General features: G+C 42.9%; 21 protein-coding genes. 2 read left to right on the top strand and 19 right to left on the bottom strand.

Going from position 1 to position 26,799, the window contains the following annotated elements:
* Window positions 1–41: 41 nt before the first annotated feature.
* The 9 genes from F8N35_RS00540 to F8N35_RS00500 form a co-directional block, all read right to left on the bottom strand.
* Window positions 42–1,430, bottom strand: a complete 1,389-nt coding sequence (locus F8N35_RS00540; protein ID WP_293049409.1) for a hypothetical protein — start codon at window positions 1,428–1,430, stop codon at window positions 42–44.
* A 36-nt stretch (window positions 1,431–1,466) separates the two neighbouring features.
* On the bottom strand, window positions 1,467–2,057 hold the full coding sequence (locus F8N35_RS00535; RefSeq protein ID WP_293049408.1) for a YceI family protein: 591 nt from the start codon (window positions 2,055–2,057) through the stop codon (window positions 1,467–1,469).
* Window positions 2,058–2,505: 448 nt separating this feature from the next.
* Complete coding sequence (locus F8N35_RS00530; protein WP_293049407.1) at window positions 2,506–3,747, bottom strand: Hsp70 family protein; 1,242 nt, start codon at window positions 3,745–3,747, stop codon at window positions 2,506–2,508.
* Between the two features lie 392 nt (window positions 3,748–4,139).
* Window positions 4,140–5,927 carry a phosphoenolpyruvate carboxykinase (GTP) gene (locus F8N35_RS00525; RefSeq protein ID WP_293049406.1) on the bottom strand — a complete coding sequence of 596 codons (1,788 nt, stop codon included), beginning with the start codon at window positions 5,925–5,927 and terminating at the stop codon, window positions 4,140–4,142.
* 175 nt (window positions 5,928–6,102) lie between these two features.
* A complete protein-coding gene (gene rimM, locus F8N35_RS00520; protein WP_293049405.1) occupies window positions 6,103–6,630 on the bottom strand; it encodes a ribosome maturation factor RimM in 528 nt (175 codons plus the stop codon).
* 74 nt (window positions 6,631–6,704) lie between these two features.
* The gene (locus F8N35_RS00515) at window positions 6,705–7,307 is read right to left on the bottom strand and encodes an OmpH family outer membrane protein (protein ID WP_293049404.1); all 603 of its coding nucleotides are present in this window, start codon (window positions 7,305–7,307) and stop codon (window positions 6,705–6,707) included.
* A gap of 308 nt (window positions 7,308–7,615) precedes the next feature.
* A complete protein-coding gene (locus F8N35_RS00510; protein ID WP_293049403.1) occupies window positions 7,616–9,226 on the bottom strand; it encodes a S41 family peptidase in 1,611 nt (536 codons plus the stop codon).
* A gap of 58 nt (window positions 9,227–9,284) precedes the next feature.
* The gene (locus F8N35_RS00505) at window positions 9,285–9,722 is read right to left on the bottom strand and encodes a dCMP deaminase family protein (protein WP_293049402.1); all 438 of its coding nucleotides are present in this window, start codon (window positions 9,720–9,722) and stop codon (window positions 9,285–9,287) included.
* 43 nt (window positions 9,723–9,765) lie between these two features.
* Window positions 9,766–11,133 carry a Mur ligase family protein gene (locus F8N35_RS00500; protein WP_293049401.1) on the bottom strand — a complete coding sequence of 456 codons (1,368 nt, stop codon included), beginning with the start codon at window positions 11,131–11,133 and terminating at the stop codon, window positions 9,766–9,768.
* A 211-nt stretch (window positions 11,134–11,344) separates the two neighbouring features.
* Between F8N35_RS00500 and F8N35_RS00495 the strand changes: the two genes are divergently transcribed.
* Window positions 11,345–12,187, top strand: a complete 843-nt coding sequence (locus F8N35_RS00495; protein ID WP_293049400.1) for an MBL fold metallo-hydrolase — start codon at window positions 11,345–11,347, stop codon at window positions 12,185–12,187.
* A gap of 108 nt (window positions 12,188–12,295) precedes the next feature.
* A complete protein-coding gene (locus tag F8N35_RS00490) occupies window positions 12,296–13,384 on the top strand; it encodes an LptF/LptG family permease (protein ID WP_293049860.1) in 1,089 nt (362 codons plus the stop codon).
* A gap of 358 nt (window positions 13,385–13,742) precedes the next feature.
* On the opposite strand, the gene F8N35_RS00485 is transcribed toward F8N35_RS00490, so the two are convergent.
* The 10 genes from F8N35_RS00485 to F8N35_RS00440 form a co-directional block, all read right to left on the bottom strand.
* Window positions 13,743–14,546, bottom strand: a complete 804-nt coding sequence (locus tag F8N35_RS00485) for an ABC transporter ATP-binding protein (RefSeq protein ID WP_293049399.1) — start codon at window positions 14,544–14,546, stop codon at window positions 13,743–13,745.
* On the bottom strand, window positions 14,546–15,538 hold the full coding sequence (locus F8N35_RS00480) for an iron ABC transporter permease (RefSeq protein ID WP_293049398.1): 993 nt from the start codon (window positions 15,536–15,538) through the stop codon (window positions 14,546–14,548). The genes F8N35_RS00485 and F8N35_RS00480 overlap by 1 nt, the downstream gene beginning before the upstream one ends.
* Window positions 15,539–15,618: 80 nt before the next feature.
* Complete coding sequence (locus tag F8N35_RS00475; RefSeq protein WP_293049397.1) at window positions 15,619–16,215, bottom strand: O-methyltransferase; 597 nt, start codon at window positions 16,213–16,215, stop codon at window positions 15,619–15,621.
* A gap of 87 nt (window positions 16,216–16,302) precedes the next feature.
* Window positions 16,303–17,595: a UDP-N-acetylmuramoyl-tripeptide--D-alanyl-D-alanine ligase gene (murF, locus tag F8N35_RS00470; RefSeq protein WP_293049396.1), complete on the bottom strand. Its 1,293-nt coding sequence runs from the start codon at window positions 17,593–17,595 to the stop codon at window positions 16,303–16,305.
* Between the two features lie 307 nt (window positions 17,596–17,902).
* Window positions 17,903–18,469, bottom strand: a complete 567-nt coding sequence (locus tag F8N35_RS00465) for a DUF3795 domain-containing protein (RefSeq protein ID WP_293049395.1) — start codon at window positions 18,467–18,469, stop codon at window positions 17,903–17,905.
* A 201-nt stretch (window positions 18,470–18,670) separates the two neighbouring features.
* Window positions 18,671–19,330: a DMP19 family protein gene (locus tag F8N35_RS00460; protein ID WP_293049394.1), complete on the bottom strand. Its 660-nt coding sequence runs from the start codon at window positions 19,328–19,330 to the stop codon at window positions 18,671–18,673.
* 547 nt (window positions 19,331–19,877) lie between these two features.
* Window positions 19,878–23,414, bottom strand: a complete 3,537-nt coding sequence (nifJ, locus tag F8N35_RS00455) for a pyruvate:ferredoxin (flavodoxin) oxidoreductase (RefSeq protein WP_293049393.1) — start codon at window positions 23,412–23,414, stop codon at window positions 19,878–19,880.
* Window positions 23,415–23,545: 131 nt separating this feature from the next.
* Window positions 23,546–24,727 (bottom strand): AAA family ATPase, encoded by a 1,182-nt coding sequence (locus tag F8N35_RS00450; RefSeq protein WP_293049859.1) that lies wholly within the window; start codon window positions 24,725–24,727, stop codon window positions 23,546–23,548.
* Window positions 24,728–24,979: 252 nt separating this feature from the next.
* On the bottom strand, window positions 24,980–26,365 hold the full coding sequence (locus tag F8N35_RS00445) for an ammonium transporter (RefSeq protein ID WP_293049392.1): 1,386 nt from the start codon (window positions 26,363–26,365) through the stop codon (window positions 24,980–24,982).
* Window positions 26,366–26,437: 72 nt separating this feature from the next.
* A complete protein-coding gene (locus F8N35_RS00440; RefSeq protein WP_068701687.1) occupies window positions 26,438–26,794 on the bottom strand; it encodes a P-II family nitrogen regulator in 357 nt (118 codons plus the stop codon).
* Window positions 26,795–26,799 lie beyond the last annotated feature (5 nt).

Genomic DNA, 26,799 nt, shown 5'->3' with positions numbered 1-26,799 from the left:
AGGTTCGAACTGTCAATCAGCACCCAAACAAAAGGGCTCCTTTAGAAAGAAATAATAGCTTCGGCTGTCAGTCCCTGGAATTGGGCTCCATTGAAAATATAATTAACATTCGGCACGTCAGTATATTTTTGCTTCACCCATTCCACTTTGGCCATTATGTTTTTGGTCATAAACCAACCGCCACTTATGGCTATACGGTTGATCTTAATAGTATAAGCAGGCCATGCATCCTGAGTGACATAGGTATAGGCGCCAGACACCGTGGTTACTTTTGCGCTGGCAGCCACATCTGCAGAAAGGGTGTTGTAACGTGCTCCTGCAAAAAAGTTCTCATTGTGTCCAAAACGCAAAACCACATCGGTAGCAAACTGATTTGCTGTACGTTCATTTTTTTCAGCCGCAGTACGTCCTTTTGCCGATTCAATAGTCGTAAACGATTCCACAACCAGCATATCCATCGGCTTGTAACGCAAAAACAAGTTGCCCATAAAAGTGGTCAGTTTATCCGAAAGTCCGGGATTGTACCGACCATTGAAGGCAGTGGAAGTCCCAGGGGCTGCGTTATACATCACTGCCGAATAATTAGATCCGGTACGGTCGCCACCAAACAAGGTGTTAGACAAAGATCCTGCAGTGGTGTAAACCGATCCGGTCAAACGGGCTCTGAATTTATCCGTAAATTGTTTATCATAGCCAAGTTTCAAAATCCAGGATGGATTATGCAGGCCATTTGAATATTTATAAGTCGCCTGTGTCGTATCAATATAGGCAAGACTTGGGTTTAGATTTCCATTCGTTATCGCAGCAACTCCCACAATCCCATTATAGTTGACATCTGCTTCGGCTCCGATTTCGGTTGCAAATTCGTCCATGATGTAATTTTCCATGAACGGGTTGTAAATTGCATTTCCACCATCGGAACGACGAAAATGAGCATCACCATAATTCACCTCCATCTGGCCCAATTTTACAGTTGTATACTGCATAATTTTGTCGAGCAGGTCCAGTTTCAGGAATGGAACTTTATCAAACTGCACATAACCACCTTTTACCCATGTTTCGTTATGATGTTTTGACGCAAGATAGAGCGTTAGATTTAATGTCACGCCATCCGCCAGATAACTGTTTATATAAAGATTGGCTTGTGAAAGGGCAAAATTTGAGGAATTTTTAAACAAAGTCTGAGGATTCGCAATCGTCTTTGTAGCATCTGTTGTACTGGCCACATTTGCTACAACATTGTTGCTTTGTTTCAGGGCAATATACGGCATAGCAATAGAAGCTCCAAATGACACATGCGGGGCCGTAAATTCAACATGTGTTTTGGGTGTTTCAAACACGTTGATTCCGGTTTTATCTGTCGGTCTTAATTGAGCCGATAGTGTGCCACTCAACCAAAGAGCAGCCGCTAAATAAATTAGTTTTTTCATGATAGGGAATGTATTAGAAAGTGTAACTAATTTCTGCTAATTAACAGGTTGTTCTTCAAAAGTCACTGTATACTTAACTGTCACGGGATCTCTCACCTTCATTAAACCCAGCATTGCTGTAGGTAGTTGCATTTTAAAATCGGTCATTTTCATGTCCAGACTACCACTAAACTGATACACTCCTGGTTTTACTATCTTACCGCTCGCTTTAAGAATAACAGGCTTTGTTACACCATTCATTGTCAGATTGCCGGCGATCACAACATTGATTTCATTCCCGGCAACCTGTAGCTCACTGACATTCGTAAGTTGAAATATAATAACAGGATATTTGTCTGCATTAAAAGCTTTATAGGTTTTGGTGTCCATTAGTTTTTCATTGCTTTTAATGCCTTTCACCGGGATTTCGACCAGCATGGATTGCGGCTTGGCATCCTTTATTACCAGTTCACCACTGGCCTGGGTTACTTTGCTTTGAAAGTTGTGTATGTTAGTTGTACCAAAAATGGTCATACTAAAGGCATTTGCATTCAACTTCAGTGTTTGTGCCTGAAGCAATCCGCCAACAATTGCCAGAAAGGCCACAAAACATGTTATAACGGTTCTGCTTAAAACTGACTCTCTCATAATTGTGTTGTTATAAATAGATCATTATTTCAACAAGATATCGGTTCCTATCTCACAATATAAAGCCATTTTTGCCCAATGTTACATTGATTATTCTTCATCTCTGATCGTTAGGCGTAGACTACTACGCCTACTTGTAAGGTTGAAAAACATCAGATATAGACCATAAATATAATCCTTATTTTATCATTTGCATACTTTTCTGCACAATTTCAGGCGCAAACCCTTTCTTTCAAAAATTTCATTTCGCATGTAAAAATGATCCATCACATCCCGAACTTATGTTGGTATTTTGTAACGATTGTCTACTTTCTCATTTTATGATATACGGGGAAAATCAGAAATGATAAAGTGGGAGTGGGGGCTTCGACAGTCCCCGCTCCCACTTTACAGTAAAATTAGTTTAGTTTCAGGATAAAACGGCAAACTGGATTATCCTGCGATAAGGTTATAAACTCAGCGATAAACCATAAGCAATGCTTTTAAAATGGTCGCCGGTATTGATTTTCTGTGCTCCAAATAAGTTTTCAAACAGATTGCGAACAGACACCACCGATGCGCTTCCTCCGGTTAAGAAAACAGTATCGATATCAGAGGGTTTCAGATTTACTTTCTCCAGCATATTCAGCACACACTCTTCTATACTCCGGATTTCTTCCCTGATAAACGTAGAGAACTCAGTTCTGTTAATTAAGGCTTTGATGTCAATTGACTGCATTCGAAAATTCAGGTTGGTCTCCGTTTGTTCCGAAAGATCTATTTTTGACTTCTCTATCTGTTTGTAAAGAGCATACACCAAATTGTTATCGATCAGCGTCATCAAATCGTTCAGTTTCCTGTTTTTGCCCGAGAAAACATAGTATCCGTTCAAATCACGACGCATCTTGGTATCTTTCAGTAAGAACGAACGCTCCCAGCGGTTCAGTTCGCGAAATATTGAAATAGGGATTTCCAATTCATTGTCATACGTCTTGTAGGTTACTCCACGCCCGAGTAAGGGTGTCAGTTTATGCCACATCAATTGTGCATCGAATGAGTCTCCTCCCACATACACACCACTGTTTGCTATAATGTCATCTTTACGGTCGTTGGCTTTTATTCGATCCGGCCCCAGGTTCATAATGGTAAAATCGGATGTTCCACCTCCCATGTCGGCCACAAGCACTCTTTCCGAACGAGTGAGTGTCGCTTCGTAGGTAAACGCGGCAGCAATGGGCTCGAATAATAATTTCACATCTTTGAAGCCTGCATTGGTTGCTGCAGTCAACAACCGCCTGACAGCAGTCCGTTCTTTTTCTTCGTCCTCTGAAAAAATAACCGGCCGGCCTAAAACCACTTCATCAATCTGATAACCAATAGCTTTCTCCGCCTGTTCTTTGAAATGACTGATAATCAGCGTCACCAGTTCATCCGGAGTAAACTTCTTGCCAAAAATATAGGTGTGGGTAAATTTCTTTTGTTTCAGCAAGGTTTTGACTGATTTAAGCAGGCGTCCTTTCATTTGCGAGGCAATATATTTGTCGACAGCCTCCTTTCCAACCGCGTATGACAGGTCGTTTGTATCATCAAAAAAGAGAACAGAACTATCGTGTTCCAGCAACACATTCTTTTGTGTCGACCTTTCTGTCAAAGCAATAGCCGTATTGGATGTTCCAAAGTCTAATCCACATTTCAATTTATTCAGAGCCATTTATTCTTGTATTCGTTATATATTATGCTGCTTATTTGTTTCTTGATTTCAGCATTTGACCTCTCCCCAACCCCCTCTCCCGAAGAGAGGGGCTTTACATCTGTATTAATTAGTTTTATTTCAAATTGTCACTGTCGTGTTCCTCCTCGCCTTGGGAGAGGAGGCTAGGAGGAGAGGTCTGACATTGAGGTTTATATTAATCTTTGTCCGGCAATTCAGATATTGCACTGCGCATTTTTGTGCTTTTAATGGTACAGATATGTGGCTGGCGCGTCTGACTAAAAGAGGGTTTCGCTTAAAGCGAAACCCTCTTTTAGTCAGGATCACGTCCGACAAAAAAAACAGGGCTGAAAGGAGTTTCAACCCTGTTTTCTATATTAATTAATCGGGAATTAGAAACCGAAACGGCTCTTCAAACCTTTCAATTCTTCAGCCAGTTCAGCAGGTAAGTGTTTGCCGAATTTAGCATAGTGTTCGTCGATCAATGCGATTTCATCTTTCCATTCTTCAGCGTTTACTGCCAAAGCTTTAGCCATCTGAGCTGCATCGATACCCAAACCTTCTACGTTGATAGCTGTAGGAGCAGGAACTTTACCGATAGGAGATTCAACAGCTTCGCCCTGACCGTTGCAACGATCGAAGATGTAAGCCAATACACGGCTGTTGTCACCGTAACCCGGCCACAACCATTTGCCATCGTCTTTACGGAACCAGTTCACGAAAAAGATTTTCGGCAATTTAGCACCGGCTTTTTTACCCATTTCGATCCAGTGTCCGAAGTAGTCACCCATGTTGTAACCGCAGAAAGGCAACATAGCGAACGGATCGCGACGCACACCTGCTTTCAAACCGATAGCAGCAGCAGTTACTTCAGAACCTACGATAGAACCCATGAATACACCGTGGTTCCAGCTGTTTGCTTCGTGAACGAGAGGCACAGTAGAAGGACGACGGCCACCGAACAGGATAGCTGCGATAGGTACACCAGCAGGATCTTCCCAAGCTGCGTCGATAGCAGGACATTGGTAAGCAGGAGCGGTGAAACGAGCGTTAGCGTGAGCGCATGGTTCGCCTGATGCAGGATCGAATACACGGTTTTTCCAGTCGATAGTACCGGCAGGGCAATCGTATCCGATACCTTCCCACCACACATCACCGTCAGGTGTCAAACCTACGTTGGTAAAGATAGTGTTGGCACGAGCCGACAACATAGCGTTTTTGTTTGTTTCCAGAGAGGTGAAAGGAGCTACACCGAAGAAACCTGCTTCAGGGTTGATAGCGTAAAGCTGTCCGTCAGCACCATATTTCATCCATGCGATATCGTCACCTACAGTTTCTACTTTCCAGCCCGGAATAGTAGGAATCAACATTGCCAGGTTGGTTTTACCGCAAGCCGATGGGAATGCAGCAGCAATGTATTTCTTTTCGCCTTTCGGGTTGGTGATACCAAGGATAAGCATGTGTTCTGCCAACCAGCCCTGATCTTTTGCCATTTTAGAGGCAATACGCAAAGCGAAGCATTTTTTACCCAAAAGAGCGTTTCCGCCGTAACCTGAACCGAATGACCAGATTTCATAGGTGTCAGGGAAGTGTGTGATATATTTGTCTTCGATAGGAGCACATGGCCATTTTACGTCTTTCTGACCAGGTTCCAGAGGAGCACCTACAGAGTGGATACAAGGAATAAATGTTCCGTTTTCGCCCAAAACATCCAATACTTTTGCACCCATGCGGGTCATGATGCGCATGTTCACAACAACATAAGCAGAGTCGGTAATTTCAACACCGATGTGAGCAATATCAGAACCAAGAGGACCCATTGAGAAAGGAATAACGTACATGGTACGACCTTTCATACAGCCCTTATACATGGTTTTCATTTTAGCACGCATTTCTTCAGGATCAGCCCAGTTATTTGTAGGACCAGCTTCTTCCTGAGTTTTTGTGCAGATAAATGTACGGTTTTCAACACGAGCCACATCGCTGGGGTCGGATTGGAAATAGTAGCTGCCCGGACGTTTTTCTTCGTTCAGTTTCACAGCCATTCCGCTGGCAACCATACCGTCCAACAGGCGTTGATTTTCCTCTTCGGAACCATCACACCAATAAACATTTGTCGGCTCGCACCATGCGGCCCACTCATTTACCCAATCAATCAGTTTTTGATTTTTTGTTGACATCTTACTTTGTTTTAGGGATTTATAAATCGGGTTTACTAACACATCCTATGGGATAATAACAGGCACAAAATTACTCTTTTTTTCGTGAATAAACGAGGCATTAAAGAAATTTTTCTTTAATCAAAAGGGAATTTTGATACCGTCTTTCGTTTCCAATTGGAAGGCAAAGAATTACCTATTCTTCTTCATTAATATTTAACAAACCTTCAGGCAATTGAACTTTCATAACCTTCCTCGTGTCATCTATCTCAACAATCCACTCATCCACGGCCGGAATAAGGATGATATTACCCTTATGTTTCACTTCGAAAAGCACATTTTCGGTGGTATCGTCCACTCCATTGATTTCTCCAATCTCGCCCAAGACCGCATCTTCAATACGGTAGCCTGTATAAAATTGAATATCAATGACATCATCGTCGGAAGCCGGCATTAATTCCTTAGGAACATAAATTGTTTTTCCCACAAAATCTTTACCGGCGATTTCGTCTTCTACCCGTTCGAGTTTTATCAAAGCAGTTTCGGCCGTTTTGAAACGCCGTTCCCGAATAAAGAAGGGCACAAGGATGCCATCCATTTCAAATACGAAGTATTCAAAATCGAGCGAATCAAAATCGGAAGTAAGGAAAATGGACAGTTCGCCTTTGATGCCATGTGTTTTTTGTACGTGGCCGATAGGATAAAGGTCAGATTGTAAAATCATAGCTGAAACGAAATTATATAAAAAACGCCCTGAACGATAGATTCAAGGCGTTTTCTGTCGCAAAAAGCAACAGATTATTTTTTCTTGGTGTAACGTGTATTCAATTGTTGAAGTACCTCTTTGGTAATGTCATAACCGTCGGCAGCATACAACACGTTATCATTCATAGCGTTAGTTGATAAAACGACTTGATAATGGTGAGCCGGAGCGTAACCTTTCAGAAATTTGTTCACCGTGTCACGAAGCTGTTCGTTAAATTTCTGTTGTTTCGTCAATAAAGCATTAGACAGTTGTTGATTCAATTCCTGAAGCTCTTTTTGTTGTGCTACCAGGCGATTGTTTTCCTGTTCTGCCCTTTCACGGCTCAGAAAAGCATTGTTTTTCATTTTGCTTTCAAAAGTTGCCATATCTTCCTGCAACTGCTTTGCACGTGAATTTATTTTGAGACGAGAATCTTCCTGTCCTTTTACAAGTTCTTCATTTGCGTCTTTTGCAAACTGATAATTAGCTAACAAGGTATCTACATTTACATAAGCTATCGGGAGCTTTCCTTTTGTAAGTGAAGAATCAAACTGAGCTCCGTCCTGATTGTTTTTCTTATTAGCGCATTGTGTTAGCATTAAGGCTACGGCAGCCAACGCCACTGTAGTCTTGGCAAAAGATAAAGTTCTTGTCATTGTGTGAATTTTGAGTTGTTGATTCGATTGGTTTTCCCCTTTATCTGCAAACACTTTAACAGCCCTGATCTTTCAGACTGTAAAGGCACAAATGTACTGCAGATCGAATTGAGGAAGGCAAAGATATTATTTTTGTCACTCTTTTCGTAACTGTTTTTTGTTTTTTATGAAACCTGCTCCATTTTCATAAGAATTAAAAAACTATTTTCCAGTATTCTACAAAAAAGCACAGTGTTAAATGTTAATATAATTCACAGAAGGAAGTCCTGAATACTCAAAACTATGTTATAAAGAGACCATTTGGCAAATTATCTCTGCAAAGCCTGAACTGCCCGTTTTACTGTGACATCATTCTGGTTAAGAGAGGAATAAAAACCTTCATCTCCAAACATATTACGTATAATGTAAGCTTTCACCTGCTGCGCAATAAGCTGATGAGAGATCATGAAATAGTAATAGTGTTTAGGAACATCTTTGCCTTCTGCATAAGCGGCCAGCATGTTTGCCAACGGTTGACGGCTCAAATATTCATCCATTGCCTTCCAGTTATTGAATGTCTTCAGTTTTTCTCTGTGCTGATCCGAATAATGAACGGCAAACTGGAACAAAGCCCCGCTATCGAACAAGCGGCGGTAATATGGTGTAACGCCGGTAGTATCAAGAGGAACAAAAATGTCAGGAACAATGCCGCCTCCGCCATAAACGATACGCCCTCCGCGGGTTTTGAATTTTTCCTTGTTTTGGATCTTAATACTATCTTTCGAGAAAAACTCTCCGTGCAGATAACGATTAACAAAGTCGCGCTCGTAATTCTGATCTTTGCCTTTTTGATACGGTTTCTGGATGCAGCGCCCCGAAGGAGAATAATAGCGGGCAATCGTTAAACGAACAGCCGAATGATCCGAAAATTCAAATGGTTGCTGAACCAACCCTTTTCCAAACGAGCGAAGCCCTATAATCAGCCCCCGGTCGTTATCCTGAATGGCACCTGCAAAGATTTCGGAAGCTGAAGCTGACCATTCGTCCATCAAAACGGCAATTTTCATATTGGGGAACGATCCACGACCATCAGAGTAAAAATCGGTACGGGGATAAGCCCGTCCTGCCGCGTAAACGATCAGTTGGTCTTTAGGCAGAAATTCGTTCACCATCTTAACGGCAGCTTCCATAAAGCCTCCGGTATTTCCACGCAGGTCAATAATCAAACGGTTAGCACCCTGGTTTCTGATTTTTGCCAAAGCCGTCAGGAATTCCGAATAGGTAGTATCGCCAAATTTACTTACTTTGATGTATCCTGTTTTAGGTGCTATGATGTATGATGTCTCGACACTGGTAACGGGCACATCGCCTCTTGTGATGGCATAATCAAGTATTTTGCGGCGTCTGGCTCTTTTTATTCCGAGTTTGACAACCGTACCTCTGGCTCCTCTCAGTTTATGCATCACACGGTCGTTGTTGATGCTTTTGCCGACAAAAGCAGAGTCGTTGACATTCACGATGCGGTCTCCGGCCAACACACCGGCTTTCTCGGCAGGCCCCCCGGAAATAACCGATACGACAAGGATTGTATCCCGCTGTATGTTGAACTCAATCCCGACACCACTGAAGCTGCCTTCCAGCTGTTCGTTGGTAGATTGCAAATCTTTGGCAGGAATATAAACAGAATGAGGATCAAGAGTAGCCAACAGGTCACTCATTGCATTATCGGTAAGCGTATTGACATCTACTGAATCGACATAACGGGTCGCAATCAGATTGATGGCTTGTGAAACCTTGTTTTTATCGAGTCCCAGGGACCGGAACAAACCCAAAGTGGCTCCGATATTGCTTCGCATGGCAAAAAAATTGCCAATGATAATTCCCACAGCCATTGTCAAGGCAAGTGCAAAAGGGAATACTATTTTTTTCCAGGTTTTCATTCGGAAATGATGTTTATAAATATCGTACGAAACTTGTCATGAATCAACGCGACCCGTTTCATTGTTCGGTTGTATGAGCATCGATAAAATCGACTTGTATTCCGGCTTGCTGTAAGAGATTAATGCCGTCGGGCAGACGATATTCTTCTCCGTAAACAACCCGTTTGATTCCTGACTGAATAATGAGTTTTGCGCACTCTATGCAGGGGGAAGCGGTGACATAGAGGGTAGCGCCGTCACTGCTGTTGTTAGATCGGGCGACCTTAGTGATGGCATTTGCTTCGGCATGAAGCACGTAAGGGAACGACTTATTAGTTTCGTCCTCGCACTGATTCGGGAAGCCGGAAGGAGTTCCGTTATACCCGTCAGAAATAATCATATTTTCGCGCACAATCAAAGCTCCTACTTTTCGGCGCTCACAATATGAATTCTGAGCCCAGATTTGCGCCATTTGCATGTATCGCCTGTCAAATTGCAATTGTTTATCGTTGGCCATACTCACACAATATTTAATGCAGGACAACCTCGTCCTGCAGGGGTTAAGCTCCCAAAAGCTCTTTCTCAAAAGCTATAATATCAAGTCCGGAAAAGTTACCCGATGACATCATCAGCAATGCTTTCCCTTCAAAATTGATTTCTCTTAGACGGGCTACCAGCTGGTTTGCATCAGTAAATACAACCAGATCTTCTCTTCCGAATGCTTCTTTTACCTGATCTGCCGTGATCGGCTGCAAACGTTTATGCTCAATTACTTCAGGATTGAAATAGACATAAGCCACATCTGCTTTATCCATGCAGCCTTTATATTGAGGAAGAAAATTTTCCTGCAGACTGCTAAATGTATGCAACTCCATACAAGCCACCACCTCACGGTCGGCATATTGTTCCTTCACTGCACTGACGGTTGCTCTGAGTTTTGACGGAGAATGAGCAAAATCTTTGAATGCTACAGAAACGGCGGTCTCCGCTACTTTCTGCAAACGATTGGATGCTCCTCCGAAATCGGCAATTGCCAGAAGGAATTCGGTTTCTTTTATGCCAAGCTGCTTACATACCATCCGCGCACCCTGAATGTTCTGAAGGTTATGCTCTCCAAACACACACAACGGGTATTTCTCGCCTTTATAGATGATACTTGTAACACCTTTCTCAATCACATATTCCGGCGTATTGTACGGAATCGTTACTATGTCCGGACGTACTTTTTCTGCTATTTCGCGCAGTTGTTCGTCGCCTTCAAAATAGATAAGACGACCGTCACGCTCAATCTGATCGGTAAATATCTTAAACTGTTCTACGTAATTTTCAAACGTAGGGAACACGTTGATATGATCCCATGCTATGCCGGTGAGCAAAGCAATATGCGGACGGTAAAGATGAAACTTTGGGCGCGGGTCAATGGGAGAGGTCAGATATTCGTCACCTTCGAAAACAGCCAGTTGCGAATCATACGAAAACTTCACCATTGTATCGAAGCCTTCAATCTGCGCTCCCACCATATAGTCGGCAGCACGATTCAGCTTTTTAAGTACGTGCAGAATAATAGCCGTCGTCGTGGTTTTGCCATGACTACCGCCAACTACAACGCGTATTTTTTTTCTGGTCTGGTGATAAAGATATTCAGGGAAAGAGTAAACGTCGATGCCCAGTTCTTTTGCCCTGAGTAATTCGGGATTGTCTGCACGGGCATGCATTCCGACAATGACAGCGGTCAACTCTTTGGTGATTTTTTCAGGGAACCAACCGATCTGAGGAGGTAAAAGTCCTGCAGCTTCAAGCCTGCTTCTGGAAGGTTCGAAGATTTCGTCGTCGGAGCCGGTAACCACATGATCCGGTTTTTTGCTGACAGCAATAGCTAAATTGTGCATTGCCGCTCCGCCAATTGCAATAAAGTGAAGACGCTTCATATAATTTTGCCTATACCTTTTCGTTGTTTTCTACACAATCAGAAGATGATTAAAATTATTTTCTGATTAGTTGTTAGGGGATCTCACCGCATAAATAGCGCTTATTTTAGCCTGATAAGTTATAACATCTGAATATTTATTATTGATTATCAGCTATATTTTGCGGTTCTAACTATTCTTTCTAATTTCGCCGCAAAATTACAACGATTTTATGAAGATTGCTAAAATAGAAGCAGGTTTTTTTCAATGCGATGGCGGAGCAATTTTTGGAGTGGTCCCAAAACGCGTCTGGCAAAAACGTTACCCCTGCGACGACGAAAATTTTTGCAAGCTTGCAATGCGCTTGTTATTGATTGATACGGGCAAAAAACGTATTCTTATTGACAGCGGAACAGGAGATAAACAGCTACAATATTTGAAATATTACGGATTTCAGGGTGTAATCGACTTTGATACCGAACTTGAAAAACTGGGTTACCGTTGTGCGGACATCACGGATGTGGTGATGACACACCTGCATTTCGACCATTGCGGTGGTAATACCCGTTTCAACAACGATAAAACCGGCTACGAACTAACATTCCCCAATGCCGATGTCTGGGTGGGAAAAGAGCAATGGGAAAATTTTCTGAACCCCAACGTGCGTGAAGGCGATTCTTATTTCAAAGAAAACATGATGCCTGTAGCCGATGCCGGAAAATTGAAACTTGTTGAATCAGACACCCGTATTTGCGATGAAGTGTTAGTAAAGGTAATGAACGGACATACAGCCGGCCAGCTGGTTCCATATATTTTCACTGCCAACGAAACCTTCGTCTATGTTGGGGATGTTATTCCGATGGCGGCAAGCCTACCCCTTGCATGGGTATCGGCGTTCGACACGTTCCCCATCACTTCTATGCAAGACAAAGAACAATTGTTGGCAGAAGCAGCAACAAAAAATCAAATCTTGTTTTTTGAGCATGATGCGTACACAGAGTGCTGCCGTATTGAATTAGTTAACAATAAATATCGTATCAAAGAGAGTTTCAGTCTCTCATCAGTCACTATATAAGAACTACTGTTCATCATGAAGCTCCCCTCTGTCGCAAATATCATATCCGCACTTCAACAACTCTACGCCAGCCTGCCCAAATCGGGGAAGGAGATTAAGCAAGAGCTGTTGGAACTTCGTAATATCAAGAAAATCGATAGATATATCATTGGTAAATTTATCGGCACCTACTTTTTCTCCATTGTTCTGATTATAAGCATTGTTATCGTTATTGATACCAGTGAGAAAATGGACAATTTTTATGAGCACCATGCGCCATTAAAAGCCATTATTTTCAGTTATTACATCAACTTTATCCCTTATTTCATCAATCTATTCAGTCCGCTATTTACATTTATTGCGGTCATCTTCTTCACTTCAAAACTGGCAGAAAACACTGAAATCATCGCTATTTTATCGAGTGGAGTCAGTTTCAAAAGGATGATGTACCCTTATTTCCTTTCGGCATTGATCATTGCTTTGCTTACATTTATTCTGAGCGGATACATCATTCCACCCGCCAACAAAGTGCGGCTAAAATTTGAAGCAACGTATGTAAAACTGGTAATGAATGACAACGCGCATAACATCCAGATGCAGGTAGATAAAGGTGTTGTGGCTTATATCGAGCGATATGAGGAGCCGACCAATGCAGGATGTCGTTTTTCGCTCGACAAATTTGAAGGAAAAACACTTGTATCGCGTATGACTGCTGATAGCATTTGTTGGAAATCGGGATACAATTGGACTGCCAAAAACTATCTTATCAGAGACTTCAATGGCTTGAAAGAGGATATTCGGCGTGGTGCAAAAATGGATACTGTGATCAAGATGCAACCGGCAGACTTTTTCCTCACTTCGCGCGAAGCTCCGCAAATGACAAATGGAGCTCTTGCCGGATATATCAGCCGACAGAAAAACAGAGGGGTAGGAAATACGGGCGCTTTTCAGGTGGAATACTACAGACGCTTCGCCAATCCTTTGGCGGCATTTATCCTGACGCTTATTGGCGTGTCGCTTTCATCGAGAAAAGTACGGGGTGGAATAGGTCTGCAAATTGGTATCGGTATTGCTCTCAGTGCCCTTTATATCCTTTTCAACACCGTTTCGGCAACCTTTGCTGCCAACGGCAGTTTGCCTCCAATGTTAGCCGTGTGGCTTCCCAATATTGTCTTTATGATAATTGGCGTTTCTTTATATGCCAAAGCAAGACAATAATTGATTGGAAAGTTTGGGAATGGGCTTCTCTATTCTTGCTTTAACTTTGAAGCGTTGAAATTAATTTGCCTGCGGCAGACCTTCCTTTTTGGCGCAAAAAGGAAGCAAAAACATTGACGGAAAGAACTCGTTCGCTCGGCCATGAAATATTTCCTCATTAACAAACTTCTGAAGTTGGCCTACTCACTCAAACAGCTTTCCGTCGGTTTGGTATTTTTTGTCTATCCCTTCGGGTCTGGTTTTGCCAAAAATTAAAAAAACAATCCAGGTTTATTTTCATGTATCTTGCTCTTGCAGATTAGTGTAGCCTTGTTCGAAATCGTCCTTATTTGAAATTCTCGACAACCTTCTAATTGGTTCAAAAAGGCTTATTGACAATAAACCTTCCGGTTTCGGCATTGAAGGAAAACTGATTACTTCTGAATACGTTTTCAAAGCTTCCGTCAGCTATTAGTTGATCGGTTGTTCCTACCTGCACGCCACGATCGCTCATCAGCCAAAGTTTGTCGGCCACCTGCATCGCCAGTTCAAGTTCGTGTGTGGATAGAAGAATCGATTTGCCGGTTGTTTTGGCAAGTTGCCCCAATAGCATCATTATCGACACCCGGTTAGGAAGGTCGAGATGGGCGGTGGGTTCATCAAAAAAGAGCAATGGAGTTGACTGGGCAAGCACTTTGGCAATCATCGCCCTCTGACGTTCTCCATCCGACAACTCACTGATATAACGTAGAGCCTTTTCTTCCAGATGAACATGAGCAAGCGCTTCGGCAACAATCGTTCTGTCTTCTTCCGTAAGTTTTCCGAAACGATTAGTGTATGGATACCTGCCCATGGCAACAATTTCATAAACAGACATTTTGTCCACTTCTACCCTGTCGGTCAGCGTCAGTGCCAATGACTCGGCACGATCCTGTGCGGAAAGCGTTTCCATATTTTTACCATCTACCAATATTGAGCCGGTAATCGGTCGTTGGAGTCCGGCCAGCGTTCTCAATAAAGTGGATTTTCCACATCCATTTGGTCCGATCATACACACCATCTCACCGGATAAAAGTTCCAGATCGAGATGCTGCTGAACCACGTTAAGACGGCTTCCACGGCTATATCCGATGGCAAGGTTGCTGGTGCGGAGAGGAGAATATGTCGTTTCTGTAAATTTCATTATCGTTGCTTTAAAACAATCCAGATAATCATCGGAGCACCAAAGAGGGCACTAACAGCATTCAGCGGCAATAGATATGTGGTTTGTTGCGAAATAACATCACAAAGCAATAACAGTGCGGCACCACACAATATCGTTGCCGGTATGGCAATCCGGTGATTCGATGTTCCGAATATTCCCCTTGCAAGGTGAGGAACTGCCACGCCGATAAAGGCTATCGGCCCGGTAAATGCAGTGATTGTTCCGGCCAGAATTCCTGTTATCAGAATAATCATCACCCGGATAGCAGCAACCGGAATACCCAATCCGCGGGCATAATGATCTCCAAGCAACATTGCATTCAGGCTTTTTTGCAGGAAGAATGCAAGTGCCAGACCCAATAAAATAATTGGCAATAAGATTTCCATTTGAGGCCAGGTAACGGCGCTCAAACTTCCGAAAGTCCATACCACAAAGAGTTTTACCGCATCAGGATTGCTGAAATTCTGCAAAATACTGACCACCGCTCCCGCCACGCTCGCAAACATTAAGCCGACAATCAGCAAGGTGACCGACTGCCGGATACGCGTCGCTACTCCCAACGTTAGCATTAACACCAGCAAAGCTCCGATCACAGCGGCACCTACCATGCCCCAACTGCTCTGCAGTAACGATACCGACCACCACGAGGCCGCCATCACGTAAAGTGCAACACCCATACTGGCACCCGAACTAATTCCGAGTACATCAGGGCCTGCCAGCGGATTACGAAACAAGGTTTGCATCAATAAACCAGCAACCGAGAGGGATGCCCCGCAAAGGATAGCGGTCAACGCTTTCGGCAAACGAAAATCAAACACGATATTGGTGTACAGTGAATCCGCCTGAGGATGCACGAATGCCTGCCACAAGTTGCCGGGAGAAACTGCAACACTGCCGAATGCAATATCGGCCAATGTCAGAATCAGACAAAGGAATATCAGGATAATAAACAATATCAGGTTGCGGGACATAAAATCAATGTGCTAATTTATTAATGTGCCAATATGCGAATAAACCCAATTGGCATATTGAACGATTGGCAAACCGGCGTTTATTTTTTCATCAGCAGGGTCATTCCGTCACGAATCGGGAGAATTACTTTTTCCACTCTCGTGTCGGCTGCTATATAGTCGTTGAATCGGCGTATTCCGGCTGTTTGTTTATCGCCCGAAGCGGGTTCGTGAAGCACTTTGCCGCTCCAAAGGGTATTATCGGCAAAAATGAACCCTCCCGAAGGTACTAAAGGCAAAACAGCTTCGTAGTCTTCCACATATTGCCGTTTATCGGCGTCCATAAATACCAAATCAAAAGTTCCCGTTAATGTTGGAATTACCTGAAGTGCATCTCCAATATGAAGTTTTATTTTCTCTCCATGCGGAGACTGTTTGAAATATTTCATGATAAACGGCTCCATTTCATCGTCCATTTCCACGGTGTGCAGTTCGCCGTCGTCAGGCAGCGCTTCGGCCATACACAAAGCCGAATAGCCGGTAAAAGTGCCCAGTTCCAGAATCCGTTTCGGCTTAAGCATACGACACAACATCGTCAGCAATCGTCCCTGCATATGCCCCGATGCCATCCGGGGGTTGATTTGCGTAAGATGAGTTTCGCGAAACAGCCGTGACAATAACTCATCTTCGGGATCCATATGTTGAAGGATATATTCTTCGATAACGTCCATATTGAAAAGAACAAAGATTAAAGAACAAAGAGCATAGACATTGTTACAAGAAATTTATAATTTATCGACGCACTTATCGAGACGCATACCATGTGATCCTTTTACAAGAACAGTATAACCGACCATAGCGTTTTGCTCCAGATATTCCATCAGCGAAGCCGTTTCAGCAAACTTTATGAAATCCGATGGGATGGCTCCAAAGCGTTCGCCCACAAGAATAACCTTGTCGAAACCGCACTCTTTCAATAAAGCGACTATCTTTTCGTGCTCTTCTTCCGATTGGTCGCCAAGTTCGAACATATCGCCAAGGATAACGGCTTTCTTATCTGCTTTTATGTGTTTGAAATTGGTCACCGAAGCATTCATGCTGGTCGGATTGGCATTGTAAGCATCGATTATTAGTTCGTTCTTCTCTGTCTTCTTAAACTGAGAACGATTGTTTGTCGGCTGGTAAGTTTCCAGAGCCTCATTGATCTCTTCTGGAGTAACCCCGAAATGCGAACCGATGCAAATAGCCGCCAGAACATTTTCAGCATTGTATTCGCCAATAAGATTCGTATTCACCGTATATTCGATCGCTTCTTCGCTATGTTTCCATGCCAGTTTCAGGAAGGGCCCGTCGGAGATAATGCGACCCTTTATAGCTGCCTCTTCGGACGAAAGCGCATAACCCTCGCGTGTAATTGTTGCGGAAAGGTCGTTCAAAATGAGATTGTCGAGGTTGACAAACAGAGAGCCTCTGTTTTCCCGGATATAATCGTACAGTTCGCCCTTGGTACGGATCACCCCTTCGAACGACCCAAAACCTTCAAGATGCGCCTTGCCCACGTTGGTGATGATGCCGAAATCGGGACAGGCAATATTGGCCAAAGTCTTGATTTCACCGGGGTGATTGGCCCCCATCTCCACCACTGCCATCTCGTGTTCGGGCTTCAGACCCAGCAGTGTCAATGGCACTCCGATATGATTGTTGAGATTACCTTGCGTAAATAGCGTGTTGTATTTTTTAGAAAGAACCGTTGCGATCAGTTCTTTCGTGGTGGTCTTGCCATTAGTGCCGGTAATGCCCACAATGGGTGTGCCCAGGCGTAGACGATGTTCTTTTGCCAGTTGTTGCAAAGCTTCCAGGCAATTTTCTACTAAGAGAAAGCGTTCGTCGATAGCATATTGCGGATCATCTACCACAGCATAACGGCATCCCTTTTCGAGCGATGAAAGGGCAAATTTATTACCGTCGAAACTCTCTCCTTTCAATGCAAAAAACAACGATCCTTCAGGGCAATTCCGGCTATCGGTGGTTACCGATGTGCACACGGCAAAATGTTGGTATAATTGTTCAATATCCATGTCCGATTTTTTTAACAATGCAAAGGTACGGATTTTTGTTTAGGCAGCAATCTGAATAACTTGTGTAAGCCCGAGAAGAGCTGGGAGCTTACCTGCATTTTCAGGGTTAAGATAGGGGGATGTGAAAAAATCGGGAAAATATATTTACTCCCTTGGATAGCGCGGAAATGTTGTTGTCGCGCTTTTGCAAAGCATGTCAATGCAATACGATGGAGCTGTCGAACAAACTAATAATTCTGTTTACGGCTTGGCTTGGGCACAGGTTACGCTATCGCTAAACCTGCGCCAGCCTCGGGGTAGTGCATTATTATTTTATCTTTTTATTCAATTTCAAGTCGACACCAATCGTGTTAGCCGTTTTCGTTATAAGTTTTCTTGCAATTATATTTATTTCTTTCAAATCAGCATTTGCATCTGTAGTTATCAATTCTTTGTGTATTTCTTGTAATTTATCTATTGGAAACAAAGCGCAAGTTTGACAGAAAAAACTTTTCGTACGTCCGTTGTCATAATTTGTCAATAAGTTACACAAAATGTCAATTCGTATTTTCTGTTTTTCGACAAATTGCTCTATTCCGATTGTTTTGATTTCATTAAGGTTTGAATTCATTTTCTTGTGAGTTGTAAAAGAGTCACAGCCTGCATTTCCCGTTTTAAATCGAGAACATGGGAATTCCTTACATTCGGCGCAAGTTTCAAATCCATTTTTTATTACACAACAAGTCAAAACTCCACAATTAGGATGCTTTTCTTTGAAGTTCAATCCGCCACAACCAGGGCAAGCAGAATTACCTTTCGTATAAAATCTCGGGCAAAGTCCACAGTCAATTCCGCAAGCGGCAATAGTTTCATGTTTCTTTAATTTGTCATCCATTTTTTATTAGTTAAGGTGTCTGCATGCATTACACACAACGACCGAGGCTATGGGCATTTGGCGGTTTGCGGGCGTATTCGCTGTCGTGGAACGACAAAGTGAATTGAAAATAAGCGAAGCTAATGCGGGAGCACAACTGCCGGAATGCACGTCAGCCAGCCAATGACCATAGGCGGGTGTTAGCGGTTCGGGCTTTGTTTTTTATTGTCTGTCTATAAATTCGGTTTTGTGCTTTCTTATGTAGTCAACCTGAATCTGTAGCAGGTTCTCTGTCTTATAAAGTTCATAAAATTTAGTGTCAAAGTCGTTTAATGGATTATCTTCATATGATTCACTAAAACCTTCAATTGTTCCGTCTTGGTGCTTTGTTATTTTCTCGTTTTCTTTCTCAAATGTTATGTTTGCTTTTTCAGTCAAGTCTGCAAACTTTTTTGCACCGACCAGTCTCAATGCTTCAGGCAAAAATTTATAAAACTGTCCACTTGAATTATAATAAAACTGATTATAACCTCCATTATTAACTTCAGATTCTAATAACCAAATCATATAAATTGCTTGTCTTGATTTGTTCCACGAGTTAACAGTTTCATGTTCTTTTTTATAATCCTTTGGTAGTCTTTCTGATAAGTTATCAAAAACAACTTGTAGTAAATTGTCGTCAGAGGTTGTGTCAATTATTTTTTCGGTCAATTTTTTATGAATTGGTCTGTTCTTAAATTCTTCAACTGATTTAGCAAGCTGTTCCTTCATTTCAGTTGAAAGTCCATTTTCTGTTTTCTTAGTCACTTTGGAGCACCCGAACAGGCTTAAAATTGTCGCTATTAATCCCATAGTTATTATTGTTCTTGTCATTGTTTTCATTTTTTTAGCCTGACCGCTAACATCAACATATGCGAACACTCAAGTTGTGTATACGAACAACCCGTTCGCATATATCGGCTATAGTTGTTGTTATGTTATTGTTTAAATTACTGAAATAAAACCTTTAATCCAACAAGGTAATAAAAAGGGTTTGTTCGCATACACAACTTATAAAATTATCGGGTGGCTTCAGATCGTTTTTCATTTTCAGTAGCGATTAAATATCTAATTTATCCAACGTATTTTTTATCTGGTCAAATCCCTTTGTCGTAATATGGGCGTATATTTCTGTTCATTTGATGTATGAACGCCTCGGTTTAGACAATCACTATTTTTATGGCATTTTCGATGCTGATTATCGAAATACAGGTTGACTATTTTCGTTTCAAATCTACAAATTTGTTTTCAAAGAGACTGCTTTTTAGTTAATATTATTTTTGTCTGACACGGACTCCTGTTTTTTCATCGCGAGTAAAAACAAAGCCGGTCGTCACTCAATAGTGACGACCGGCTTTTATTATCGTTCCTTTTCAGGAATCAAAGGATCTTATTCGGCAGAAGCCATGCGTTTGTAGCCTTTGTAACGCCATTTAGCGTTGTCTTCGGCTGCCTGGAACAATTCGGCTGCTTCGGCAGGGTACTGCTTCATCAGCGAAGCGTAACGTACTTCACCCTTGAGGAAGTCCTGGAATTTCTCCCATTGCGGCTCTTTAGAGTCGAGAAGGAACGGATTCTTTCCTTCTTCTTCCAACTGAGGATTGTAACGCCACAAGTGCCAGTAACCACACTCTACAGCTCTTTCCGATTCAGCCTGGCTCTTACCCATACCGGCTTTCAAACCGTGGTTGATACAGGGAGAATAAGCGATGATGAGTGATGGTCCGGGATAAGCTTCTGCTTCGCGGATAGCTTTCATTGTCTGAGCCTGATCAGCACCCATTGCAATCTGAGCTACATAAACGTAACCGTAAGTAGTTGCCATCAAACCGAGGTCTTTTTTGCGTACACGTTTACCCGATGCAGCAAATTTAGCGATAGCACCCACAGGAGTAGCTTTAGAAGACTGACCACCTGTATTTGAGTAAACTTCGGTATCCAAAACGAGGATGTTTACATCTTTACCGGTAGAGATTACATGGTCGAGACCGCCGTAACCGATATCGTAAGAAGCACCGTCACCACCAATGATCCACTGGCTGCGTTTTACGAGGAAGTTTCTCAATTCAAAGATTTGTTCGCAGGTATCGCATTTGTCTTTAGCGGCTTCAACAACCGGAATGATCTTTTCGGCCAATACTTTGGTCTTTTCAGCATCCAGTTTGTTGTCGATCCATTCCTGGAACAATGCTTTTGTTTCAGCAGGAGTATCTTCCGAAGCAATTGCTGCGCTGAACAAGTCAGTAAGACGTTCACGCATTTTCAGGTTAGCCAGTTCCATACCCAAACCGAATTCGCAGAAATCTTCGAACAGGGAGTTAGCCCATGCAGGACCCTGACCTTTGTCGTTGGTTGTGTAAGGGGTTGAAGGAACAGAACCAGAGTAGATAGAAGAACATCCTGTAGCATTAGCAACCATTTCGCGATCGCCATACAACTGAGTAAGCAGTTTTACATACGGAGTTTCACCACAACCTGAACAAGCGCCGGAGAACTCAAACAACGGAGTTGCGAACTGAGAGTTCTTCACGTTAGCCTTCACGTCAACGAGGTCTTGTTTGCTCTTCACGTTGTTAACCAGGTAATCCCAGTTAGCAACTTCGCCCATCTGGCTTTCGAGGTGTTTCATTGTAAGAGCTTTACCACCCTTCTTAGGATTGCCCGGACAAACGTCAACACAGTTACCGCAATCCATACAGTCGAGAACGTCAACCTGGATACGGAAAGTCATGCCTTCGAAAGATTTACCTACAGCTTTCAAAGAAGCGAAGTTAGCGCCTTTTTGTTCTTCGGCATCCAATACGAACGGACGGATAGAAGCGTGAGGACAAACGTAAGCACATTTGTTACACTGGATACAGTTTTCAGGATTCCATTCAGGAACGAAAGCTGCAACACCACGTTTTTCGTATTTAGATGTTCCCTGATGCCATGTACCGTCTTCGATGCCTTTGAAAGCAGAAACAGGCAACAAGTCACCATCCTGAGCGTTGATAGGACGAACCACTTCGTTGATGAAAGCAGGATCGTTGTTTGTTGCAGCAGCGTCATCAGCAAGATTAGCCCATGCAGGATCAACAGTCAGTTGTTTGTATTCACCACCACGGTCAACCGCAGCGTAGTTTTTGTTTACAACGTCTTCACCTTTTTTACCGTAAGACTTAACGATAAATTTCTTCATCTGTTCTACTGCCAGTTCAGCAGGAATTACGCCTGTGATACGGAAGAATGCAGACTGAAGGATGGTGTTGGTACGGTTACCCAAACCGATTTGCTGAGCAATTTCGGTAGCGTTGATGTAGTAAACCGAGATATTGTTTTTAGCGAAGTATTTCTTCACTTTTGCAGGCAGATTCTTAGCCAGTTCTTCTCCGTTCCAGATAGTGTTCAACAGGAAAGTACCGTTTTTACGTAAACCACGTGTTACGTCGTACAAATTCAGGTAAGCCTGAACGTGGCAAGCAACAAAGTTAGGCGTATTTACGAGGTAAGTAGAACGGATAGGCTCATCACCGAAACGAAGGTGAGAACAGGTAAAACCACCCGATTTCTTAGAGTCGTAAGCAAAATACGCCTGGCAATATTTGTTGGTGTTGTCACCGATAATTTTGATTGAGTTTTTGTTTGCACCTACAGTACCGTCAGCACCCAAACCGTAGAATTTAGCTTCGTACAAGCTTGCGCCACCCACTGCAATTTCTTCTTCCTGAGGAAGAGAAGTGAAGGTAACATCATCAACGATACCGATAGTGAAGTGGTTCTTAGGTTCCGGCAAAGCGAGGTTGTCATAAACAGCCAAAATTTGAGCAGGAGTTGTATCTTTTGAACCTAAACCGTAGCGACCGCCTACAACAACAGGAGCGTTTGCATCGCCGTAGAAACAATCTTTTACGTCGAGGTACAAAGGTTCGCCGTTTGCACCCGGTTCTTTTGTGCGATCGAGAACAGCAACACGTTTAGCTGTTTTAGGAACTGCAGCAAGGAAATGTTTAGCAGAGAACGGACGGTAGAGGTGAACTGCTACCATACCTACTTTTTCGCCTTTAGCTGTCAGGTGGTCGATGGTTTCGCGGATAGCTTCTGTAGCAGAACCCATAGCGATGATAACGCGATCTGCATCGGGAGCTCCGTAGTAATCGAACAAACCGTATTTGCGGCCTGTGATTTTGTAGATTTCGTTCATGTATTCTTCTACGATAGCAGGAACTGTTTCATAGAAGCTGTTAGATGCTTCGCGGTGTTGGAAGAAGTGGTCAGGGTTTTCGGCCATACCACGGGCAACGGGTGAGCTGGGGTTCAACGCACGGGTGCGGAAGTCAGCCAAAGCTTTCTGGTCGATCAGCGGAGCGAGATCTTCGTTAGCCAAAGCTTCGATTTTCTGAATTTCGTGAGAAGTACGGAAACCGTCGAAGAAATTCATAAAAGGAACGCGTGATTTCAAAGTTGCAAGGTGAGCAACACCGGCCAAATCCATCACTTCCTGTACCGAACCTTCACACAACATGGCAAATCCTGTCTGACGACAAGCCATCACATCCTGGTGGTCGCCAAAAATGCTCAAAGCGTGAGAAGCCAAAGCACGTGCAGAAACGTGGAATACCGAAGGCAACAACTCTCCGGCAATTTTGTACATATTTGGAATCATCAACAGAAGACCCTGTGATGCAGTAAAGGTGGTTGTAAGCGCACCGGCTTGCAACGAACCGTGAACAGCACCGGCAGCTCCTGCTTCCGATTGCATTTCTTCTACTAATACGGTTTCACCGAAAATGTTTTTTCTGCCGGCGGCAGACCATTCGTCAACATATTCGGCCATTGTTGACGATGGCGTAATCGGGTAAATGGCAGCCACTTCGCTAAACATATACGCGATGTGGGCAGCGGCCTGATTACCGTCACAAGTCAAAAATTTCTTGTCTTTTGCCATAATTGTGAATTAATTAGATATGAATGTGATTGAGTTAAAATAAAAATATGGTCAGGTATCGTTCTAAGGTCAACAACTTCGCTTTTGTTACAAAACGAACAAATCACTCCATCCGCAAAAGGATAAAGTGATCAGTACAAAAATCCGAACAGCCACAAAGGCACCACCTTCTTAGAACCTACCTCAATCTTATCGATCGCATAGTAGTAATCAGGCTTGAATTTCATTCTGCTATCGCTGTCGGCAATAACAAACTGAAGGGAGTGATCGACCAGAAACTGGGCGTCGCGATTGCCTTTGTTCAACTTATGATCTTTGTACAACACATTATAAAAGAACGTTTCGCGCTGTGCCTGCAAGTCTACATTTCCCGGTGTAATGGCGTGCATCAGATTCGTATTCTGCATATAAACCATTGCCGGTTTCTTCGGAAATTCATCCCCCTCGGCATACAACAGGTTAAACAAACGGGCATCGCTCAGGTATTTGATATAATTCATTACCGTAGCACGCGATATATTTATTTCAGTACTGAGCTGGCTCACATTGGGCACACTGGGAGCCGTACTGGCTATCAGATAAAGCAACTTACGAATTTTGGGCAGATATTTGAGTTCTATCTGTTTGATAAACAAAACATCTACCTCCAGCATCATGTTCATCGTCTTCAGCAGGTTTTCCGAAAAATTTCTTTTTTCAAGGAAAAACGGAGCAAAACCGTGATGCAGATAATTTTGAAAATAGGCCAATGGCTTTACTTTCGAAACGATTTCAGATGCTATTTCGACATGATTCTTCAGAATTTCGTCAAGTGTGTACGACTTAAAGTGCGTATCTGCCATCAGGTTAAGATACTCGCGAAACGAGAATCCTCTCAGGTTGTACGATTTCACGCAATCGCGCAACAAAGGATTTTCTTCTTTCAGTCGCATTACCGACGAACCCGAGAAGACAATATTCAGATCCGGTATCTTGTCGTAACACTCACGCAAATCTTCTGACCAGTTGGGCAATTTGAATACCTGATCGATCAAAAGCGTACGTCCTCCGACCTTGCAAAATTCATCGGCAAAATCGTATAAGGAGCAGGTGGTGAAATAGAAATTGTTGAGATTGATATACAAGCAGGAACGATCGTCAGCACCAAAACGCTGCTTGGCATATTCAAGCAAAAAAGTGGTTTTGCCCACTCCCCGACTGCCCTTAATGCCTATCAAACGATGATTCCAGTCAATCTCGTCCATCAACTGACGTTGCACGGGCGATTCAACATGTTCAACCAGATACTTATGTGTTCTGAATAGCGCTTCCACATCAAAAATTTTGAACGACAAAGATAGTACCTTTTTTCCGAATTTGTCATCTCCACATTACAAAATAATCTCATTTTTGCTAAATTGGGCTATACAATCAGGGTTTGGTTTTAGATATGCAATTTGTATGCAGAAAAAGAAAAGCAATTTAGTGATAGCCAGAAAACAAAGGGCATCTCACTTTCATGAGATGCCCTTGAAAGACTTCCCTCCGACGCTCTGCCGGCGGAAAGTTTTAGAAAGCAGTTATTATCAATCGAAATATGTATATCCGGTTTCGGCATGTTGTGTTTCATCCAAACCTACAGCCTCTTCTTTTTCGGTTGCACGAACACCAATTGTTACCTGTACAATCTTGAACAGAATAAATGTTCCGATAGCTGTGTAAGCGATAGTTGAACCAACAGCAACCAACTGAATAATGAACTGGTGAGCATTACCATAGAATGCTCCACTGTAAGCAGACTGAATGAAAGGAGTTGCAAACAAACCTGTCATCAAAGCACCCAGAATACCACCGATACCGTGAACACCGAATGCATCCAAAGCATCATCGTAACCCAGTTTCGGTTTTACGTAAGCCACCATGAAGTAGCAAACCAACGCAACGGCAATACCAATTGCAAAAGCGCCTGTTACATCAACAAAACCGGCAGCCGGCGTAATGGCAACCAAACCTCCAACAGCTCCTGTGCAGATACCAACCACTGTCGGTTTTTTTCCAACAAACCAATCCAAAATCGCCCACACAAAAGCAGCAGTTGCAGTTGCAAGGTTAGTTACCAGAAATGCGCTACCGGCCAAACCGTCGGCAGCCAAACCGCTACCTGCATTGAACCCAAACCATCCGAACCAAAGCAGAGCGGCTCCAATTGCTACAAAAGGAATATTGTGAGGAGGCAGAGCATGACCCTGATAATCACGACGTTTGCCAAGCATCAAAGCGGTAACTAAAGCCGCAATACCGGCATTGATATGCACTACAGTACCACCGGCAAAGTCTAATGCTCCCAGTTTGAACAACCAACCGTCAGCAGACCATACCCAGTGAGCTACAGGGTTGTACACAAACAATGCCCACAGAACTGTAAAAACAAGGAATCCTTTGAATTTGATACGTTCAGCAAAAGCACCAATGATAAGAGCCGGAGTAATAACGGCAAACATACACTGGAACATGATGAACACAAGGTGAGGAATTGTTCCTGTCATTTCAGGAGCTCCGTTTACAATATGGCCTGTAGGCTGAGAGTGTGAAATAAAGTACGGGCTCAGATCGCTCGGTTTAATTCCATGAAGGAATGACCAGTCGAAACCTCCGATAAAAGGAGCCAGAGCACCTTTTGAACTACCGAAGGCCCAACTGTATCCAACCATCACCCATTCTATACTGATTACAGCGGTAATAATGAAACACTGCATCAAAACGCTCAAAATATTTTTACGACGAACCAAACCTCCATAGAAAAGAGCCAAACCCGGAATGGTCATAAGTAATACCAATGCGGTTGCAACAATCATCCATGCTGTATCTCCCGAATCTACTTTCGGGGCAGGAACTGCAGCAGCTCCTTGTGCCAGTACCGGCAAGCTAAACAACGTCAAAAAAGCTGTCAGAGATATAAGTATCTTTTTCATGTGAATATAATTTAATTTTTATAATTATGAACCTAAAGCAGAATTGTTTACATTCCTACGGTTCCATTTAATTTAATGGTCGTTTTCTTTGTTATATAATGCTTCAGGACCATTTTCTCCGGTACGGATACGATAGGTGGCTTCAATATCTGAAACAAAGATTTTACCATCTCCCATTTCTCCGGTACGACCCGAATTCACAATTGCATTTACAGTCTTTTCGAGGTTCTGGTCGCGTACAACGATCGACAACATTCTGCGTTGAATGTAGCTTGACTGAAAAACCTGTCCTCTCACGATTTGTTCTTCTGTAGATTTACCCAAACCTACAATATCCCAATAGGAGAACCACTCAATTCCGGCATCATACAATGCTTTTTTGACATCTTCAAATTTTGATTTCCGGATAACTGCTTCAATTTTTTTCATACAAT

This window comes from Paludibacter sp. (genome assembly GCF_009712605.1).
In the GTDB taxonomy this organism is placed as follows: Bacteria; Bacteroidota; Bacteroidia; order Bacteroidales; family Paludibacteraceae; genus Microbacter.
Note: the sequence above shows the minus strand (reverse complement) of the source record. Positions and strands in the feature narration are given on the sequence as shown.

Bases quoted from the DNA above. Each gene is read 5' to 3' on its own strand.
- F8N35_RS00540 (WP_293049409.1), bottom strand. From the start codon at position 1,430: ATGAAAAAACTAATTTATTTAGCGGCTGCTCTTTGGTTGAGTGGCACA.
- F8N35_RS00535 (WP_293049408.1), bottom strand. From the start codon at position 2,057: ATGAGAGAGTCAGTTTTAAGCAGAACCGTTATAACATGTTTTGTGGCC.
- F8N35_RS00530 (WP_293049407.1), bottom strand. From the start codon at position 3,747: ATGGCTCTGAATAAATTGAAATGTGGATTAGACTTTGGAACATCCAAT.
- F8N35_RS00525 (WP_293049406.1), bottom strand. From the start codon at position 5,927: ATGTCAACAAAAAATCAAAAACTGATTGATTGGGTAAATGAGTGGGCC.
- rimM (WP_293049405.1), bottom strand. From the start codon at position 6,630: ATGATTTTACAATCTGACCTTTATCCTATCGGCCACGTACAAAAAACA.
- F8N35_RS00515 (WP_293049404.1), bottom strand. From the start codon at position 7,307: ATGACAAGAACTTTATCTTTTGCCAAGACTACAGTGGCGTTGGCTGCC.
- F8N35_RS00510 (WP_293049403.1), bottom strand. From the start codon at position 9,226: ATGAAAACCTGGAAAAAAATAGTATTCCCTTTTGCACTTGCCTTGACA.
- F8N35_RS00505 (WP_293049402.1), bottom strand. From the start codon at position 9,722: ATGGCCAACGATAAACAATTGCAATTTGACAGGCGATACATGCAAATG.
- F8N35_RS00500 (WP_293049401.1), bottom strand. From the start codon at position 11,133: ATGAAGCGTCTTCACTTTATTGCAATTGGCGGAGCGGCAATGCACAAT.
- F8N35_RS00495 (WP_293049400.1), top strand. From the start codon at position 11,345: ATGAAGATTGCTAAAATAGAAGCAGGTTTTTTTCAATGCGATGGCGGA.
- F8N35_RS00485 (WP_293049399.1), bottom strand. From the start codon at position 14,546: ATGAAATTTACAGAAACGACATATTCTCCTCTCCGCACCAGCAACCTT.
- F8N35_RS00480 (WP_293049398.1), bottom strand. From the start codon at position 15,538: ATGTCCCGCAACCTGATATTGTTTATTATCCTGATATTCCTTTGTCTG.
- F8N35_RS00475 (WP_293049397.1), bottom strand. From the start codon at position 16,215: ATGGATCCCGAAGATGAGTTATTGTCACGGCTGTTTCGCGAAACTCAT.
- murF (WP_293049396.1), bottom strand. From the start codon at position 17,595: ATGGATATTGAACAATTATACCAACATTTTGCCGTGTGCACATCGGTA.
- F8N35_RS00465 (WP_293049395.1), bottom strand. From the start codon at position 18,469: ATGGATGACAAATTAAAGAAACATGAAACTATTGCCGCTTGCGGAATT.
- F8N35_RS00460 (WP_293049394.1), bottom strand. From the start codon at position 19,330: ATGAAAACAATGACAAGAACAATAATAACTATGGGATTAATAGCGACA.
- nifJ (WP_293049393.1), bottom strand. From the start codon at position 23,414: ATGGCAAAAGACAAGAAATTTTTGACTTGTGACGGTAATCAGGCCGCT.
- F8N35_RS00445 (WP_293049392.1), bottom strand. From the start codon at position 26,365: ATGAAAAAGATACTTATATCTCTGACAGCTTTTTTGACGTTGTTTAGC.
- F8N35_RS00440 (WP_068701687.1), bottom strand. From the start codon at position 26,794: ATGAAAAAAATTGAAGCAGTTATCCGGAAATCAAAATTTGAAGATGTC.